At 63.1% G+C, this 15,315-nt stretch carries 17 protein-coding genes; 7 read left to right on the forward strand and 10 right to left on the reverse strand.

Going from position 1 to position 15,315, the window contains the following annotated elements; translation table 11 throughout:
- Positions 1-70 precede the first annotated feature (70 nt).
- The 3 genes from P0Y58_23025 to P0Y58_23035 all read left to right on the forward strand — a co-directional run bounded on the left by P0Y58_23025 (position 71) and on the right by P0Y58_23035 (position 2,571).
- A complete protein-coding gene (locus tag P0Y58_23025) occupies positions 71-760 on the forward strand; it encodes a crotonase/enoyl-CoA hydratase family protein (GenBank protein WEK29732.1) in 690 nt (229 codons plus the stop codon).
- Between the two features lie 56 nt (positions 761-816).
- On the forward strand, positions 817-1,530 hold the full coding sequence (locus P0Y58_23030; GenBank protein ID WEK29733.1) for a lysophospholipid acyltransferase family protein: 714 nt from the start codon (positions 817-819) through the stop codon (positions 1,528-1,530).
- 69 nt (positions 1,531-1,599) lie between these two features.
- Complete coding sequence (locus tag P0Y58_23035) at positions 1,600-2,571, forward strand: magnesium and cobalt transport protein CorA (GenBank protein ID WEK29734.1); 972 nt, start codon at positions 1,600-1,602, stop codon at positions 2,569-2,571.
- Positions 2,572-2,731: 160 nt separating this feature from the next.
- On the opposite strand, the gene P0Y58_23040 is transcribed toward P0Y58_23035, so the two are convergent.
- The gene (locus tag P0Y58_23040; GenBank protein WEK29735.1) at positions 2,732-3,445 is read right to left on the reverse strand and encodes an amidotransferase; all 714 of its coding nucleotides are present in this window, start codon (positions 3,443-3,445) and stop codon (positions 2,732-2,734) included.
- A gap of 528 nt (positions 3,446-3,973) precedes the next feature.
- Here P0Y58_23040 and P0Y58_23045 point away from each other — a divergent pair.
- Positions 3,974-4,774, forward strand: a complete 801-nt coding sequence (locus P0Y58_23045) for a cytochrome c (GenBank protein ID WEK29736.1) — start codon at positions 3,974-3,976, stop codon at positions 4,772-4,774.
- 68 nt (positions 4,775-4,842) lie between these two features.
- On the opposite strand, the gene P0Y58_23050 is transcribed toward P0Y58_23045, so the two are convergent.
- The 4 genes from P0Y58_23050 to P0Y58_23065 all read right to left on the reverse strand — a co-directional run bounded on the left by P0Y58_23050 (position 4,843) and on the right by P0Y58_23065 (position 8,203).
- On the reverse strand, positions 4,843-5,175 hold the full coding sequence (locus P0Y58_23050; GenBank protein WEK29737.1) for a ribonuclease E inhibitor RraB: 333 nt from the start codon (positions 5,173-5,175) through the stop codon (positions 4,843-4,845).
- A gap of 180 nt (positions 5,176-5,355) precedes the next feature.
- A complete protein-coding gene (locus P0Y58_23055) occupies positions 5,356-5,592 on the reverse strand; it encodes a hypothetical protein (protein WEK29738.1) in 237 nt (78 codons plus the stop codon).
- Positions 5,593-5,713: 121 nt separating this feature from the next.
- Complete coding sequence (locus P0Y58_23060) at positions 5,714-7,771, reverse strand: LTA synthase family protein (protein ID WEK29739.1); 2,058 nt, start codon at positions 7,769-7,771, stop codon at positions 5,714-5,716.
- A 240-nt stretch (positions 7,772-8,011) separates the two neighbouring features.
- The gene (locus P0Y58_23065) at positions 8,012-8,203 is read right to left on the reverse strand and encodes a PLD nuclease N-terminal domain-containing protein (protein WEK29740.1); all 192 of its coding nucleotides are present in this window, start codon (positions 8,201-8,203) and stop codon (positions 8,012-8,014) included.
- A gap of 126 nt (positions 8,204-8,329) precedes the next feature.
- Here P0Y58_23065 and P0Y58_23070 point away from each other — a divergent pair, with 126 nt between their 5' ends.
- On the forward strand, positions 8,330-9,268 hold the full coding sequence (locus P0Y58_23070) for a ZIP family metal transporter (GenBank protein ID WEK29741.1): 939 nt from the start codon (positions 8,330-8,332) through the stop codon (positions 9,266-9,268).
- Between the two features lie 124 nt (positions 9,269-9,392).
- On the opposite strand, the gene P0Y58_23075 is transcribed toward P0Y58_23070, so the two are convergent.
- Together P0Y58_23075 and P0Y58_23080 are read right to left on the reverse strand one after the other, a co-directional pair.
- Positions 9,393-9,923 (reverse strand): hypothetical protein, encoded by a 531-nt coding sequence (locus tag P0Y58_23075; protein ID WEK29742.1) that lies wholly within the window; start codon positions 9,921-9,923, stop codon positions 9,393-9,395.
- Between the two features lie 60 nt (positions 9,924-9,983).
- Complete coding sequence (locus tag P0Y58_23080) at positions 9,984-10,508, reverse strand: ankyrin repeat domain-containing protein (GenBank protein WEK29743.1); 525 nt, start codon at positions 10,506-10,508, stop codon at positions 9,984-9,986.
- A 266-nt stretch (positions 10,509-10,774) separates the two neighbouring features.
- Here P0Y58_23080 and P0Y58_23085 point away from each other — a divergent pair, with 266 nt between their 5' ends.
- Complete coding sequence (locus P0Y58_23085; GenBank protein WEK29744.1) at positions 10,775-11,047, forward strand: DUF3509 domain-containing protein; 273 nt, start codon at positions 10,775-10,777, stop codon at positions 11,045-11,047.
- 106 nt (positions 11,048-11,153) lie between these two features.
- Here P0Y58_23085 and P0Y58_23090 read toward each other — a convergent pair whose 3' ends face one another.
- From P0Y58_23090 to aroC, 3 genes are all read right to left on the reverse strand, one after another.
- A complete protein-coding gene (locus tag P0Y58_23090) occupies positions 11,154-11,690 on the reverse strand; it encodes an oxidase (protein WEK29745.1) in 537 nt (178 codons plus the stop codon).
- A complete protein-coding gene (locus P0Y58_23095; GenBank protein WEK29746.1) occupies positions 11,690-12,844 on the reverse strand; it encodes an MFS transporter in 1,155 nt (384 codons plus the stop codon). The genes P0Y58_23090 and P0Y58_23095 overlap by 1 nt, the downstream gene beginning before the upstream one ends.
- 131 nt (positions 12,845-12,975) lie before the next feature.
- Entirely contained in the window at positions 12,976-14,067 is a 1,092-nt protein-coding gene (gene aroC / locus P0Y58_23100; GenBank protein ID WEK29747.1) for a chorismate synthase, read from the reverse strand.
- A 236-nt stretch (positions 14,068-14,303) separates the two neighbouring features.
- Here aroC and P0Y58_23105 point away from each other — a divergent pair, with 236 nt between their 5' ends.
- Positions 14,304-15,266, forward strand: a complete 963-nt coding sequence (locus P0Y58_23105) for an alpha/beta fold hydrolase (GenBank protein ID WEK33383.1) — start codon at positions 14,304-14,306, stop codon at positions 15,264-15,266.
- The last annotated feature ends 49 nt before the right edge of the window (positions 15,267-15,315 follow it).

Raw genomic sequence — 15,315 nt, forward strand, 5'->3', positions numbered from 1 at the left:
CAGCCTTGCTGCTTTACCTGGCCTCTGGCGCTGGGTAACGTCGTCGCCACGCCAACAAAAGGACTCTGCCATGAGCGAGCTGATTACCTACCACGCCGAAGACGGCATCGCCACCCTGACCCTGAACAACGGCAAGGTCAACGCCATCTCGCCGGACGTCATCACCGCCTTCAACACCGCGCTCGACCGTGCGGTCGAAGAGCGTGCAGTGGTGATCATCACCGGCCAGCCGGGCATCCTGTCAGGCGGTTACGACCTCAAGGTAATGACCAGCGGCCCGAAAGAGGCCATCAGCCTGGTCACTGCCGGCTCCACCCTCGCCCGTCGCCTGCTGTCGCACCCGTTCCCGGTGGTAGTCGCCTGCCCAGGCAATGCCGTGGCCAAGGGCGCCTTCCTGCTGCTGTCGGCCGACTACCGCATTGGCGTCGAGGGGCCGTACAAGGTGTGCCTGAATGAAGTACAGATCGGCATGACCATGCACCACGCAGGCATCGAACTGGCCCGCGACCGCCTGCGCCGCTCGGCCTTCCACCGCTCAGTGATCAATGCCGAGGTATTCGACCCGCAGGCCGCGGTGGATGCCGGCTTCCTCGACAAGGTGGTGCCGGCCGAGCAGTTGCAGGAAACAGCGCTGACGGTGGCCCGTGAGTTGAAGAAGCTGAACATGCTGGCGCACAAGAACACCAAGCTGAAGGTGCGCAAAGGGTTGCTGGAGGCGCTGGACAAGGCGATCGAGCTGGACCAGCACCATATGGGCTAGCCGCGCCCGGTGCACATCCGTACACTCCCCGGCGACTGTCTGGTGTGAGCCGTACCATGCTTTACTCTTTGCGCATGCTCTTGCTGGCGCTGCATTTCCTTGTAGTGGGCGTCGTGGGCCTGGTCATTGGCCTGTGCCGCCCCTTCAACCCCGACAACAGCCGGGTATTCGCCCACCTCTACAGCCGGCCGGCCACCTGGCTGATGCGCATCAAGGTCAAGGCCGAGGTCGGCCCGCTATGGGACCAGCCGCCCGGTTGCGTGATCATCGCCAACCACCAATCCAACTACGACCTGTTCGTGATAGGCCAAGCGGTGCCACGACGCACCGTGGCCATCGGCAAAAAGAGCCTGGGTTGGGTGCCGCTGTTCGGCCAGTTGTTCTGGCTGGGCGGCAACGTGCTGATCGACCGCAAGAACAGCTACCAGGCACGCAAGGCGCTGCAGGAAACCACCCGCGTGCTGCAAGACGACAACTCGATGTGGGTGTTCCCCGAAGGCACGCGTAACCCTGGCGAACACTTGCTGCCCTTCAAGAAAGGCGCGTTTCACATGGCCATCGAGGCGGGTGTGCCGATTGTGCCGGTGTGCGTCAGCCGCTACGCCAGGCGCATGAACCTGAACAGTTGGCGCCCGCGCAAGGTAGTGGTGCGCTCGCTGCCCCCGATTGCCACGGCCGGCATGACCCAGCAGGACATCCCGGCGCTGATCGAGCAGTGCCGGGTGCAGATGCAGCAGTGCATCGACCGCATGGAACACGAACTGGCCTGAAGCGGGTTGCTCTTGGGCCGGGTACAGCCCAAGCTGTACCCCGTGTTCAACCGGAATAAGCGGGCAACCATGGGGCGAGTCGTGGCATCGGCGGTGTACAGCGCCGGCAGAAAGGTCACCAACATCAGCATCGACGAAGGCAGCGAGTGGGCGCGCAAGCCGGGGCACTTTGTGTGGATCGGCCTGGAAGAGCCCAACGCCGAGGAGCTGGCCAACCTGCAATGCCAGTTCAACCTGCACGAACTGGCCATCGAAGACGCCTTGGAAAAGCATAGCCGGCCCAAGCTTGAAACCTTCGGTGATGCGCTGTTCATCGTCACCTACTCGCCGGTGCGCCACGAGGGCAAGCTGGAGTTTATCGAAACGCACATCTTCGCCGGCAACGGCTACATCATCACCTGCCGCAACGGCCACTCCAAGTCCTACGCCCTGGTGCGCCAGCGCTGCGAGGCGCGGCCTCTGCTGCTGGAGCACGGTGAAGACTTTGTGCTGTACGCCCTGCTCGACTTCGTCACCGAGAACTACCAGCCGGTCAGCGAGGCCATACATGGTGAGATCGAAGAGCTGGAGCAAAGCGTGCTGGGCGGTTCGTTGCACGAAGATGACATCCGCCGCCTGCACAGCCTGCGCCGCGACATCCTGCGCCTGCGACGCTACGTGGCGCCGATGGTGGAAGTGAGCGAGGAACTGCAGCGCCTGAGCTTCCCGTTCATCGACAAGAACATGCGCCCGTATTTCCGTGATGTGCAGATCCACGTGACGCGACAGATGGAAGACCTGGCCGGCATCCGCGACATCGCCAGCCAGACCATCGAGATCGGCATGCTGCTGGAGTCGTCAAGGCAGAGCATCGTGCAGCGCAAGTTCGCGGCCTGGGCGGCGATCCTGGCGTTTCCCACGGCGATTGCCGGGATTTACGGAATGAACTTTCAGAACATGCCGGAGCTTGCTTGGCAATATGGCTATTTTGGGGTGCTTGGGGTGATTGTGGCGGGGTGTACGGGGTTGTTTGCCAGCTTCAAGAAGTCGGGTTGGCTTTGAGGATGCCGGGGCCGTAGGAGCAACTGTCTTGTTCAAAAGCCAAGAGCTTGCGCGATCACTGTGGGAGCGGGCGTGCCCGCGAACACCGGCGAAGCCGGTGCCATCCACCGAGCTGGGTTCTTCGCGGGCATGCCCGCTCCCACAGGGTAGGTAGCCGCGCCTACGCCGGCTGCTGGATAAAGCGCATCATCCATTTCCCCACCAGGTCGCCCTGGTGCTCGCTGGCCAGGCTGGCCACGGCCTTGTGGTACACCTCATCCCCCAGATACTCCTGGCGGGCATCGAGCAGCGCGCGGGAGTAGTCGTGCACGAACTCCGGGTGGCCCTGGAAGCACAGCACCTGGTCACGAATGTGGTACGCCGCATTCGGGCAGAAGTCACTTGAAGCAATGACCGTGGCGCCCTCCGGCAATTCGGTCACCTGGTCCTGGTGGCTGATCAGCAAGGTCAGCTCCGATACCTCCGGGTCCATCCACGGCGCATGGGCCGCCAGCGAGTAGCGATGGATACCCACGCCCCAGCCCTTGTCGGCCCGCTCGGCCTTGCCACCCAGGGTCAACGCCAGCAACTGATGGCCAAAACACACACCCAACAGCTTCTCGCCACGCTCGTACAGCTTCAGCAAATAGGCCTTGAGCGTCTGGATCCAGGCATCGGTGCCGAACGAGTCGGCCTTGCTGCCCGTCACCAGGTAGGCATCGAACACTTCATTGTCGGCGGGGTAGTCGCCGTGCATCACGTTGTAGACACGAAATTCGGCGGCGATCGGCTGACGCGAAAAGAGCTGCTCGAACATCCTGCCGTAGCCCTGGTACTGCGCCGTCAACTCCGGTCGCAGGACATCGGTTTCAAGGATGCAGATGCGTAACGACATAGGGGTAGTCCTGAACGACATGGGTGGGGATCTGCTGTAAAGACTGACGCGAAAGGCACGTACAAGCAAGTAGGCTGCACTGACGAACGGTCACATTTCGTCGGCACCCGCCTGGCACTTGCGCCACTGTCTAGTCAGAGCATGCCAGCCGGATGGCACATGGCCTCATAGCCAATGGAAATCACCGAATCAAGTGATTAGAACAAAGGGTTCTCAAACATGGATGACACACACCCTACTGTTGGTTGTATATCCACGTTCAAGAGGCAGGCAAGTCAGGCGCCACGCGGTGCCACTGTGATCGACCCGAAGCGCGACAAGGAAGCCAACGGGTATTCAGGAATAACAACAAGAAGGCGGTCCGCCATGTTCAGACAATCGAAACTTCGCCAAGCTGGGCTCATTCTCTTCGCCACGACATTGCTGTTGATCTTGCCGAACCTGACACGTTTGTTCGGCTGACAGTGGCGGTGGCGCCAACGGGCAGCGCACAGGTAACCTGCCGGCCTTGATGGTCGGAGATTACCCATGCGCCACTGCCTTGCACTGTTAGCGTTGCTCCTGAGCCTGCCGCTGTCGGCGGCGCAGCTGCACCTGGAACTTGGTGCCAATGCGCGCCAGTGGAGCAGCGCTGAACTGCTCGGCCACCCGCAGGCCCGGGAAATCACCATTGAGCAGGACGTGTCCTACAAACGCCCCATGCGCTATCGCGCGGTGCCATTGGCCACACTGCTGGAAGGCGTGAGCGCCAGCGACCACCTGCAAGCGGTGGCGCTGGACGGTTTTGCGGCCGAGATGCCAGCGGCGCCGCTGCTACAGCAGGGGCCTGCGCGCGCATGGTTGGCTGTTGAAGACCCTGGCAAGCCCTGGCCACCTTTGGGCCAGGGAAAACCAAGCGCCGGGCCGTTCTACCTGGTGTGGACTGCACCCGAGGCCAGCGGCATCCGCCCGGAGCAGTGGCCGTTCCAGATTTCCAGCATTCGCAAACTGGCTGCGGTGGAACAGCGCTTTCCGGCGCTGCTGCCCGACCCCAGGTTACCGGCCGATAGCCCGGTGCGCGAAGGTTTTGCCTTGTTCCAGCAGAACTGCCTGGCGTGCCACCGGCTCAATGGCGCGGGAGATGCGCAATTGGGGCCGGATTTGAATGTGCCGCATAACCCGACCGAGTACTTTCAGCCGGCGTTTCTGCGCAAGCTGATTCGCGACCCGCAGAGCCTGAGAAAGTGGCCGCAGGCGAAGATGCCGGGGTTTGCGGAGAATGTGTTGAGTGAGCGGGAGCTGGATGCGTTACTGGCCTATCTGGGGCATATGGCCGGGCGCAGGCCTTGAGAGCAGCGTGTGCTTCTTCGCGGGCAGGCGCGCTGTCACCGGCCCGCGAAGAGGCTCACACAATACGTTCAGGCTACGGGCCGTTCGTGCTTGACCCCCCACCCTTCTACCTCGCCACCATACGGTGACACCAACTGCTCAAAGGCCTCTTCGAAGTCGCCAATCCCGCCATAGGTGGCATACATGACCTTGCTCAGTTCCAGGTGCCAGGCACCGTCGCCCATTTCCTTGACCTGGGCATTGATCGATTCACCGCGAAACTGCCCGGCGGCGCGACGAGCCCCTACTTCGTCGGGGAATACGGCATAGAACTCGATCGGGTGGATTTGGGTGAAGTCGAAACCGCCTGCTTTCATCTGGCGCAGGACGTTGCTGCTGATGTCGTCGTTCTGGCTGCTCATGAAACGTCCTCCTGAATAAAGCAATGGATAGACTTTCCGTGCACTACGCACCTGCCGGCAATCAATGGCCGGGCAGTTCGAGCTGATGCAAGACGCGAATTGAAACAGTGCCAACCCGCAGAATAGGCAGGCACCTTCCACAAGCGTAGTGCCTGCAAAGGCACCACGCAAACGTGTGGATCAGGGCGCTTCGTGGATGCTGTTGATGGTCACGCCGTTCTGCTCCTTGAGCCAGCGTGCCGTGGGGGAAATGGTGCGGCCTTGAAAGTCGTTGAGATCCAGCTCGTCCATCACCGGGAACAGGTGCGAACGGATGGCCCGCGCGGCGTCTTCCTCGCTGGGGCAATGCTCGGCATGCAACAGCAACGAGGACGGTTCGCCTTTCTGGTCGGCAAAAATGACTTCCCACTCTTTCATTGAACGAACCCTCAAAGTCAACGAACACCGGGTGTGTGATGCCAGAATAACTGACCTTTGGGCGGGGGAAATGTTCAGTCCATACCTGCGAAGGGGCCGCAGAGCGGCCCCTGTTACAGCCTTACTTCGGTGTGCCGTGCACTACGCCAGCCGTGTTATCCAGCAGGCTCTTGGTCGCCGTCTGGATATACGCCTCGAGTTTCTTGAGCATTTGGGGCTGGTCCGGGCTTTCGATCAGTTCAGCCTTGAACTCGCTGCCCAGCTGGTAGCGGTACATGCGCGGGGTCATGTCCTTGGACTCGATCAGGATGCGGTCGCCCTGCACCAGGCCGACGATCTGCTCGCTGCCCGACGGCTTGATCATGCCCACGCCCTGGTCACCCTCAGGCAGGTTGAGCAGGTCGCGGCCCCAGCACTGGTGGCGAGTCTCGCCGCCCAGGCGGCCCATGATGGTCGGCACGATGTCGACCTGGGTGCCCACGGTGTGGTTCACCGCACCGAACTTCTCCTGAATGCCCGGGGCAATCAGCAGCAGCGGTACGTTGAAACGGCCCAGGTCCAGTTCGGTCACTTGCTGGTGGTTGCCAAAGCCATGGTCGCCGACGATGACAAACAGGGTTTCCTTGAAGTACGGCTCTTTACGGGCCTTCTCGAAGAACTGGCCCAGCGCCCAGTCTGAATAGCGCATGGCGGTCAGGTGCTCGTCCAGGCGACCCTGGCCGGTGACCTTCTCGACCGGCAGGTCTGTGGGCAGCGCATACGGGGTGTGGTTGGAAAGGGTCTGCAGCAGCGCGTAGATCGGCTTTTTGCCGTCGTGCTTGGCCAGTTCCTCGTTGCCGCGGTCGAACATGTCCTGGTCGGACACGCCCCAGGTCGGGTCGGAGAACACCGGGTTGACGAAGTCGTTACGGCCGATGAAGGTGGTCATGCCCTGGTTGCCGAAGAACCCGGACTGGTTGTCCCAGGCAAAATCGCCGTTGTAGACGTACACATCGTCATAATCGCGGGCGCTGAGCAGTGCCGGCAGGCCAGACAGTTTGTGGCCGCCTTCCGGGGTCTGCATCAGGTATTCGAAACCTGGCAGGTTGGGGAAGCAGGCCATGGTGGCGAACATGCCCTGGTGGGTATGGGTGCCGTTGGAGAAGAAGCGGTCGAACAGCAGGCCTTCTTTGGCCAGCTTGTCGAAGTACGGGGTGATGTTGTTGGGGCTGCCCAGCGCGCCCACCGAGTGGCCGGCGAAGCTCTCCATCAGGATCACCACCACGTTCTTGATCGGCAGGGTGCGCTCGGCCGGCGGCACGAAGTCGCGGCGGATGGCAGCCTCGTCGGCATCGACCAGGGTGTCGTGGGCGGTCAGCAGCTGTTCGCGCACGGTTTGCGTGGCCACGTTCTGCTCCAGTACCGGCTTCCAGATGTTGGCGCGGTCTTCACCGAAGCGGCTCTTGGCAGCGTCGATCAGGGTCAAGGTGCCGTTCAGGCCCAGCTGGTTGACGAAGTTGGAGTCGGTGGTGAAGGCATCACCCCAGCGCATTGGCGGGCCTTGGCGCAGGGTGCCACGGGCGGCGACCACGGCCACCAGCAGAATCACCATGAACACCGCCAGGCGGTTGTACCACGGGGCAACGCGGTGCAGGCCATCGCCACGGGTCGCGCGGTCGATACCTTTGAACAGCAAGCTCAACAGCCAGGTGCCGAAGGCCCAGGCCAACAGGTAGCGCACCACCGGGAAACCGTACCAGAGCATGCTCATGACGGTTTTCGGGTCTTCCTTGATGTACTGGAACACCAGGCCGTTGAGGCGCTGGTGGAACTCGCGGTAGAAGTCCATTTCCATCAGGCCGAGGAACATCACCACGCTTGAGGTGAGGGTCAGCCAGAAGCGGAACACGCCACGCCGGGCCATGGCCCAGGGGCTGAGGATGGCCAGCAGCAGCGGAATGCTGAGGTACACCACTACCCGCAGGTCGAAGCGCAAGCCGTTGAGGAAGCCTTCGGCAACCGTCGTATACGGGGTATCGCCGATCATGTCGCTGTTGTAGACCAGCAGCGCCAGGCGCACCAGGCTGAGCATCAGCATGATCACCAGGCCGCTGAGCAGCGTGTAGGCCAGGTGGGATTTCAGGGTCGGCGAAAACGACGTTCGCGCGCCCTGTTGCTTCAAGGCGTCCGTGTTAGCCATGAATGGGAAGGTCCTAGGATTGCGGTTTGCGGAGAGGCGGTGGCGCTAGACCAACGCAGCATTGTGCGGGAGCGGATTCTGTTTAAACCAATGTGAAAATTTTGTCACTGGGATGTTGCGGCTTTTGTCTGCTCCGGCCTCTTCGCGGGCACGCCCGCTCCCACAGGGTCATCACTGCCCTCAGGTTCGCTGATATCCCTGTGGGAGCGGGCGTGCCCGCGAAGAGGCCGGTACAGGCAATCAAATCCGCACATTCCCCCGCGGCCCGGCAATCGCCCAGATCACCAGCCCCACTACCGGCAGCAAGGCGATCAGCAGTATCCACAACACCTTGGCACCCACTTCGCTGCCACTCTTGATCACATTGAGGATGGCCCAGATATCCAGCGCCAGGATGATCAGCCCGACCAGGCTGTTGAACGTAGACCCCATGCCAAAACTCCTGTCCAAAGGCTTTGCTGCACAGCATAGCCAGCTATCGCGCCAATAGAAGGGAATCCTTGGCCGCTGGCGCCGGTCCCTGAGTAGACTGCCTGTATTCATTGATTCGAGGTTTGCATGCCACCCGCCCACACTCAGAGCGTCGCCCCACCCTCCCTGCTGCAGGCCTGGCGCCAGCAGGTCGCCAACACCCCCTGGCTCAGCGCCGGCCTGGGGCTGAGCCTGCTGGCGGTGGTCGTGCTGCTGGGCGCCAGCCTGTGGAACGCGGTGAACGGCGACCACGCCGACAACCTGCACCTGGCCATGCTGGGCGGGCTGGCCGGGTTTGGCGCCACTGCGCTGGGTGCAGTGTTGGCGGTGGTGCTACGTGATGTCAGCGCCCGCACCCAGGACGTGATGCTTGGTTTTGCCGCCGGCATGATGCTGGCCGCCAGTTCGTTTTCGCTGATTCTGCCGGGCCTGGACGCCGCCCGTGAGATCACCGGCAACGGCCCCGCGGCGGCCTTTACCGTGGTACTGGGCATGGGCCTGGGCGTGCTGTTGATGCTGGGCCTGGACCGTTTCACCCCGCATGAGCACGAAAGCACCGGCCCGTGCGGCCCCGAGGCCGAGCGGATCAGCCGGGTGTGGCTGTTCGTGCTGGCAATTACCCTGCACAACCTGCCTGAAGGCATGGCAATCGGCGTGAGCTTCGCCAATGGCGACATGAACATCGGCCTGCCACTGACCAGTGCCATCGCCATTCAGGACATCCCCGAGGGGCTGGCCGTGGCGCTGGCCTTGCGCGCCACCGGGTTGTCCAGCCTGAAAGCTGCGCTGGTGGCGATCGGGTCGGGGTTGATGGAACCGCTGGGGGCGGTGATCGGGCTAGGGATATCGACCGGGTTTGCCCTCGCCTACCCGATCAGCATGGGGCTGGCGGCGGGGGCGATGATTTTTGTGGTGAGCCACGAGGTGATACCGGAAACCCACCGCAACGGGCACCAGACTGCAGCGACCTTGGTGTTGATGGGCGGGTTTGCGGTGATGATGTTCCTCGATACAGCGCTGGGCTGACGATAGATGTTTCCTGAGCCGGCCTCTTCGCGGGCTCGCCCGCTCCCACAGGGATATCACAGGGCCTGAAGGCGGTGGAGCACCTGTGGGAGCGGGCATGCCCGCGAAGAAGCAAACACTGAAATCAAACGTGTACAGCGACTTTCAAAGCCTCAAGCGCCGGCTCGACTTTGATGCCCACCTCAGCCCCCAGCTCCAGCACACGCGCCAGGTCGTTCTGGCCGACCATCACCACCTGCAACTCGTCATCCAGCAACTGGCTGAAGTTCAGCAGCACATAACCACCGGCCTCTTTGTTCAAAGCACCCATCTGCACCTGAATGCGGTTGAGCGCGGTCAGTGGCTCGGTGCGGGCCAGTTGCTTGGGCTTGAGGGTGAACGGGACGCTGCTGTCGAACGAGTCGCTGATCTGCTGGAACAGGTCCTGATAGCTGTCGGCCTGGAACACCACGGTGTCCGGCAGGCTGCCGAGCACCACCCATTCGCCCAGCGGCATGGGGAAGCTGTCGTCGTAGTTGATGTCGGGGTTGGCGGCCAGGAACGCGGCCGGGTCGGCGTAGGCCTGTGCGGCCTCGTCGGCGACGCGCTCGATGTCTTCCTCGCGCATGCAGCCGGCGCCGATGAGGCTGATGAATTCGAGCAACTGAGTTTTCATGAAAAGGGGCCTGCGACGGGTGAAAAGTCGCCAAGGATAGCCGCAAATGCCCCCTTGCGGTTAGCCGGCCAGCGTTTGCAGGCGTGCGGCAGTGTCCACCGCACCCATGGTTTGCGCCGCCATCAGCGCAGTGGCGCCGCGGGCATCCTGGCGCGCCGGGTCGGCGCCCTGGGCCAACAGGTAGTCGAGCATTTCGCAGCGGTTGAACATGGCCGCCAGCATCAAAGCGGTGCGCCCGTCCTGCGCAGCGGCGTCCACTGGCACGCCGTGCTCCAGCAGCAGGCGGATCATCGGCAGATCCCCCTTGAATGCGGCACCGGCAATGGGCAACTGCCCGTTGTCGTTGGCGATCAGCGGGTCGGCGCCCTGCGCCAGCAGTACCCGCACTGCGTCGTGGTGGCCGTGGTAGCTGGCCAGCATCAGCAGGGTATCGCCCTTGTGGTTGCGCAGGTTGGCCGGCAGGCCACTGGCGAGCAAGCGCTCAAGCATTTCGGCATCACCCTGGCGGGCACGTTCGAACACCTGCTCGGCGAATGCAGCGGTTTCTTCGTCGGTCATGGTGGCGGGCGCGGTCTGGCTGGACATCGGGAACCTCCTGGCATAAATGATTGCCCAAGTTTTTGTCAGGCATGCCATTGCGGTCAAAGGTTCAGATTCTATGGGGTCGATAGCCAAAGCCTGACCCGTGCAAAATGCACTGTGCAAAATGCACGACCATGCAACCTGCACGGCCGCACCGTTGGATCATCATCCTAAACGGCTGTATTTACTGGTTTTTTCTTCGAATCTAGTTCTGGCACGGTCGCTGCAATCATCAACTCATGTCTGCCACATAACAGCCAGGAGTTGATATGGACCTCATCCAGCAAAAGTTCGTTTCGGTATTTTCGGCCTATCAAGTGACCACCCAGGCGCGCCCTGATGGCGGCGTCCTGTTGACCCTGCGTGCCGCTGACAACAAGGTCACCCGCCGCGTGCTGACCTATGTGCAACTGCACAATGCCGAGCAGCTGTCCTGGGCGATCAGTGCCATCCGCCGTGACCTGGCTGAACAAGCCAGTGAATTGCCGGTGATTACCATGCTGCAGAGCCAACAGCGGTTTGCCCTGCCGACCTATCGCTGAGTTTTGTATTACCTGATCTGGCCTCTTCGCGGGCGCGCCCGCTCCCACAGGTTGTGCGCCGCTCTCTGTGGGAGCGGGCATGCCCGCGAAGAGGCCGGCACAGGCATTACAACTCGTCGATCCCCAAAAACGCCCGTCCACTCACATCCCCGGTAAACCGCGCCTGCACGCCCTGCTCGTTGCCGTACAAACGCAACGCCAGGCAAAACGGCGTATCGCCCAGCTCAACCCAACGCCGTATCCCCGCAGGCACCACCAACTGGTCGCCTTTCTCGCACAACACCGAATACACCCAGTCCCCCACACGCAGCCCAACCTGAGCACGCCCGCTGACCACGGTAAACACCTCGTCGGCATCATGCACATGCTCATCGCGCACATCGGCCTGCGCCGGGTCTTCACCGTCACGGTTCAACAACACGAACGCCTTGCTGCCGTGTGCCGTCATCAGCTGGTCCAGGTATTCACGGCACGTCTCCAACACCTCGTCCTCGGACGTGCCCGGGCGTACACGCAGGCCTGTGTCGGTGTGCACAAAACGCACGCCCTGCTCGGCCAGGGTGGCGGTGATATCGTCGTGGTGGGTCAGCACCTTGTTCGGCAGCGCCGGGCTGGCGGGGTGAAAAACGCTGAGAATGCTCATCAGGGGCGGGTCCTGGTCGGTTGCGAACAAAGGGCAATGATAACGGCTGCGGCCAAGGCTGCGGCACTGGCCATACCAAAGGTGAAGGTGGGGCCCAGCAGTTTCCAGCTGTAGCCCGAATACAATGCCCCCAGCGCACCGCCGGTACCTGACAGCGCCGCGTACAACGCCTGGCCCTGGCCCTGCTGGCGGGCGCCGAAACTGGCCTGCACGAACGCGATGCTGGCAGCGTGGAAGCAGCCAAAGGTGGCCGCGTGGAGCAACTGGGCAACGATCAACACGGCCGGTTCCTGGGCCAGGTTGCCCAGCATCAGCCAGCGCAGCGCCGCCAGCAGGAAGCTGACCAGCAACACACGCTGCACACTGAAGCGCGCGAACAGGCGGCTCATGACCATGAACATCAGCACTTCAGCCACTACTCCCAGCGCCCATAACAGGCCGATGGCACCGCGGCTGTAGCCCAGGTGTTCCAGGTGCAGGGTGAGGAAGGTGTAGTACGGCCCGTGGCTGAGTTGCATCAGCGCCACACAGGCATAGAAGGCAATCACCCCGGGGGCACGCAACTGCTGCAAAAAGCCGCCCGCGCCGCTGCGCTCGCCCTGCTCCACCGGCTGGGCGTTTGGCACCCACAGGCTGGCGGCGACGATGCCGGCCATGATCGTGACCAGAGCCACCGGGTAGATATCGAGGCTTAGCCATTCAAACAGCCGGCCCAGACCAACCACCGTCAGGATGAAGCCGATCGAGCCCCACAGGCGCACTTGGCTGTAGCGCGAGGTTTGCCCGTGCAGGTGGGCCAGGGTGATGACCTCGAACTGCGGCAGTACCGCATGCCAGAAGAACGCATGCAGGGCCATCACCAGCGCCAGCCAGGCGTAGCTTTTACCGAAGAAGATCAGCGAGAAGGTGGCCAGGGTGCACAATGCCCCCAGGCGCACGATCAGCAGGCGCTGGCCGGTACGGTCGCCCAGCCAGCCCCACAGGTTGGGGGCGATGCAGCGCATCAGCATGGGGATCGCCACCAGCTCGCCGATGCGTGCCGGGGAGAAGCCAAGGTGGTCGAAGTACAGCGCCAGGAAGGGGGCGGTGGAGCCTAGCAGGGCGAAGTAGAACAGGTAGAAGCTGGACAGGCGCCAGTAGGGGATGGGTTGCATGAGGTGGCCTTGTGGGGACTGTGCTGGCCTCTTCGCGGGCACGCCCGCTCCCACAGGGACCCCACAGATTCTGAAAGCCATGATGAACCTGTGGGAGCGGGCGTGCCCGCGAAGAGGCCAGTGCAGGCAGATCAGAGCTGGCGCAGCACCGGGGTATTCACTTTCACATCTGCATTCTGCGCGCGGTGGCGCAGCAGGTGGTCCATCAGCGCAATGGCCATCATCGCCTCGGCGATCGGCGTGGCGCGGATGCCCACGCACGGGTCGTGGCGGCCTTTGGTGATGACGTCCACCGGGTTGCCGTCGATGTCGATCGAACGGCCCGGGGTAGTGATGCTGGAAGTCGGCTTCAGTGCCAGGTGGGCAACGATCGGCTGGCCCGAGGAAATACCGCCCAGGATGCCGCCAGCGTTGTTGCTGAGGAAGCCTTCCGGGGTCAGCTCGTCACGGTGCTCGGTGCCGCGCTGGGCGACACTGGCAAAGCCGGCGCCGATTTCCACGCCCTTGACCGCGTTGATGCTCATCAGCGCGTGGGCCAGTTCGGCGTCCAGGCGGTCGAAGATCGGCTCGCCCAGGCCGGGCATGACGCCTTCGGCGACCACGGTGATCTTGGCACCTACCGAGTCTTGGTCACGGCGCAGCTGGTCCATGTAGGCCTCCAGCTCCGGCACCTTGCTTGGGTCGGGGCTGAAGAAGGCGTTCTGTTCCACCGATTCCCAGGTCTTGAACGGGATTTCGATCGGGCCCAACTGGCTCATGTAGCCGCGCACTGTGATGCCCTGGCTGGCCAGGTACTTCTTGGCGATGGCACCGGCAGCTACGCGCATGGCGGTTTCGCGGGCCGAGCTGCGGCCACCGCCGCGGTAGTCGCGGATACCGTACTTGTGGTGGTAGGTGTAGTCGGCGTGGGCCGGGCGGAACAGGTCCTTGATGGCCGAGTAGTCCTTGGACTTCTGGTCGGTGTTGCGGATCAGCAGGCCGATCGAGCAGCCGGTGGTACGGCCTTCGAACACGCCGGAGAGGATTTCCACCTCGTCGGCTTCCTGGCGCTGGGTGGTGTGCCGGCTGGTGCCGGGCTTGCGCCGGTCAAGGTCGTGCTGCAGGTCGGCCAGGGAAATTTCCAGGCCCGGTGGGCATCCATCGACAATGGCGACCAACGCCGGGCCATGGCTTTCGCCAGCGGTGGTGACAGTGAACAGCTTGCCGTAGGTATTGCCGGACATGGACGCTCCGCGAGTTCTGCCTGAAATGGACGAAAGCGGCAGTATACAGATGCTTTGATCGCCTGTGCTGGCCCTTTCGCGGGCTTGCCCGCTCCCACAGGTAACCCACGGTATTCGAGCCTGTGGTAATCCTGTGGGAGCGGGCAAGCCCGCGAAAGGGCCAAACCTGCCAAGCACACCCCGAGAACCTTCCCACAAACATTGGGTCAAACCACTATCTCCCCATGTAGTACCGCCTGATGTCGCGCCTCGTCGCCTTCCTCTTCCTGCTGTGCACCGGCCTGGCCCAGGCCGCCGCCCCCACTGTGCTGCAACGCCCGATCGACCTGGACACAGGCCTTGGCGTGCTGCACGGCAGCCTGCTATTGCCGCAACAGGCCACCCCGCCGCCGGTGGTGCTGATCATCGCCGGCTCCGGCCCCACCGACCGCGACGGCAACAACCCCGCGTCGGGCCGGGTGGACAACCTCAAGCGCCTGGCCCTGCTGCTGGCCAACGAGCACATCGCCAGCGTGCGCTACGACAAGCGCGGAGTGGCTGCCAGCCAGCCGGCCACGCCCGATGAGCGCGACCTCAGCGTGGAGCGCTACGTGGCCGATGTGGTCGCCTGGAGCCACAAGCTCAAGGCCGACCCTCGCTTCGGACCGCTGATCCTGATCGGCCATAGCGAAGGCGCGCTGATCGCCAGCCTGGCCGCCGAACAGGCCGGTGCCAGCGCGGTGATCACCCTGGCCGGCAGCGGGCGGCCGCTGGCCGACGTGCTGCGCGAACAATTGGCCCAGCGCCTGCAGCCGAAGCAACTGGCCGGTGGCAGTGCCCTGCTCGACCGCCTGCAGGCCGGGCAAACCAGCCTGGAAGTGCCGGCGCCGCTGCGCCAGGTGTTCCGCCCCAGCGTGCAGCCCTACCTGATTTCGCTGTTCCAGCAGAACCCGGCAGCCGCCTTTGCCCGCCTGCCCATGCCCGCGTTGATCGTGCAGGGGCGCAACGACGTGCAGGTGGACGTGGCCGACGCCGAACGGCTGAAGGCCGCCAAGCCGGATGCGCAACTGGTGCTGATCGACGGCATGAACCACATGCTGCGCATCAGCCCCAAGGGCATGAGCCAGCAGCGCGACAGCTACCTCAACCCCGAGCTGCCACTGGCGCGCGAACTGGGTGAGCGAATTGTGACGTTCATCCAGCATTTGCCCTCGGCGTAAGGGAAACGGGCTCAGGTCCGTGGCAAGCCTGCCGATACAGCAGGCATAG

The organism is Candidatus Pseudomonas phytovorans (assembly GCA_029202525.1).
GTDB classification, from domain to species: domain Bacteria; phylum Pseudomonadota; class Gammaproteobacteria; order Pseudomonadales; family Pseudomonadaceae; genus Aquipseudomonas; species Aquipseudomonas phytovorans.